The organism is Falsiroseomonas oryzae, from assembly GCF_027856955.1.
Lineage (GTDB): Bacteria > Pseudomonadota > Alphaproteobacteria > Acetobacterales > Acetobacteraceae > Falsiroseomonas > Falsiroseomonas oryzae.
Genome location: NZ_JAPSMD010000709.1, coordinates 1 through 1,808 on the forward strand (window position 1 = coordinate 1; position 1,808 = coordinate 1,808).

Annotated in this window: 2 protein-coding genes; one reads left to right on the forward strand and one right to left on the reverse strand. The window is 75.3% G+C overall.

The features are described 5' to 3' along the window. Positions 1 to 743: M16 family metallopeptidase (locus OZN99_RS30875; RefSeq protein WP_270939028.1), on the forward strand; the 743-nt coding region annotated here is incomplete at its 5' end. Positions 744 to 782: 39 nt separating this feature from the next. On the opposite strand, the gene OZN99_RS30880 is transcribed toward OZN99_RS30875, so the two are convergent. Further along, the gene (locus tag OZN99_RS30880) at positions 783 to 1,454 is read right to left on the reverse strand and encodes a TetR/AcrR family transcriptional regulator (protein ID WP_270939029.1); all 672 of its coding nucleotides are present in this window, start codon (positions 1,452 to 1,454) and stop codon (positions 783 to 785) included. Between the last annotated feature and the right edge of the window lie 354 nt (positions 1,455 to 1,808).

Consider the following 1,808-nt stretch of genomic DNA (forward strand, 5'->3'; position numbering starts at 1 on the left):
CGCTGCCGGAGACGGCGATCCGCGCCGCCCTCGCGCGGCAGCTGCGGGCCGGCGGGCTGCTGGTGGCGGCCGCCGGCGCGATCACCGCGGACGAGCTGACGCGGGTGATGCCCGCCCTGTTCGAGGGCCTGCCGGAGGGCGCGCCGCCCGAGCCGCCGGCGCTTCCGCCCTTCACCGCCTTCGGCCGCCGCGTGGTCGAGGTGGCGGCGCCGCAATCCGCGATCCTGTTCGGCCAGGCCGGCCTGCCGGTCGACGATCCGGATTGGGAGACGGCGCAGGTGGTGCTGCGGGTGTTGGCGGGCGGCGGCTTCTCCTCCCGCCTCATGGAGGCGGTGCGGGTGCAGCGCGGGCTGGCCTACGGCATCGGCGCCGGGCTCGACACGCTGTTCGGGCAGGGGGTGATCGTCGGCTCCTCGGCCACCGACAATGCCCGCGTCGGAGAGACGCTGGCGGTGACGCGGCAGGAATGGGCGCGCATGGCAGCCGAGGGACCGAGCGCGCAGGAGCTGGACGACGCGGTGGCCTTCCTGACCGGCAACCTGCCCCTGCAGTTCACCGACAGCCGCCGCATCGCCGGCACGCTGCTGGCGCTGCGGCGCAACGGCCGCCCGATCGGCTGGCTGAACGAGCGGGCGGAGCGCCTGCGCGCGCTGACGCCTGCGGCGACGGCTGCCGTGGCGCAGCGCCTGCTGGCGCCGGATCGTCTGGCGGTGGCGATCGCCGGACGGCCGGAGGGCGTCTAGGCGCCGGGCCTGCCGGCCACGGGTCGGTGCGTCGGCCCTTCAGGCCGGCCCGTCGCGCTTCCGCGCGTATGGACGCCGCGTGACCGCCGCGACGCTGGCTTCGGGCAGTTGCATCGGACGCGTCGCCACCTCCGTGGCGTCCGCGACGCCGAGGCTGCGCAGCACCATCTGCGCGACGGTCTCGGCGTGCTCCACCTTCGCATCGCCGCGCAGCACGGCCCGCATGCCCATCAGTCCGGCGCCGAGGACAAGGTCATGGGCGGCCTGGACCGATGGCACGGTGAACCGCCCGCCGGCAACGCCCTCGGCAATGTCCTTCGCCAGGTTGCGGCGCATCGACTCGCCGAGCGGCGCGGCGACCAGCGCGATCCGCACCACGGCCCATCCCCAGACCGGATCCGCCGCGGCCTTGCGGATGTAGCCACGGATGGCGCCGCCGAGCCGGTGCGCGGGATCGGGCAGCGCGCGCAGCGCCGCGAGCTCGGACTCGATCGCGTCGGCGACCTGCGTGGCCACGGCGACCAGCAGGTCGTCGCGCGTCTCGAAGTAGTTGTAGAAGGTGCCGCGCGCGACTCCCGCCTCCGAGGTGAAGTCGTCGATCCCCGGGGCGTCGGGGCCCAGGCGCGCGAAGACCCGCAGCGCGGCGTCCACCAGCTTCGCGCGCGTCCGATCCCGCCTGCCCTGACCGATCTCCGCCCTGCTCGCGCCCACCTTGTCCCCGCTTGCCGCGCCGTCGCCGGCACAGCCCTGGCCTAATTTGACCGAATCGTCAATTTGACGATACGGTCAGCCATGCCGTCGCCAGGAGGCTAAGGCGGGTGGGTCTCGCCCGCCTGGTGCCGACACGCGACGGCCCGCTCCTCGGCATGACGAAGCGCGTCCGGTCGCCCTTCGCCACGCCCATGGGCGCGCGGGCAGAGGAGGGAGTTACGCCATGGACGATGCGACGCAGGACAGGCCCGCTGGGCCACCCCGCCGCCGGCTGCTGGGCCGGACGGCCGCGGCGCTCGCCGGGGCCTGGGCAGGCGGCGGGTTCCCGGGCACCGGCCGCGCGCAACCGCTTCC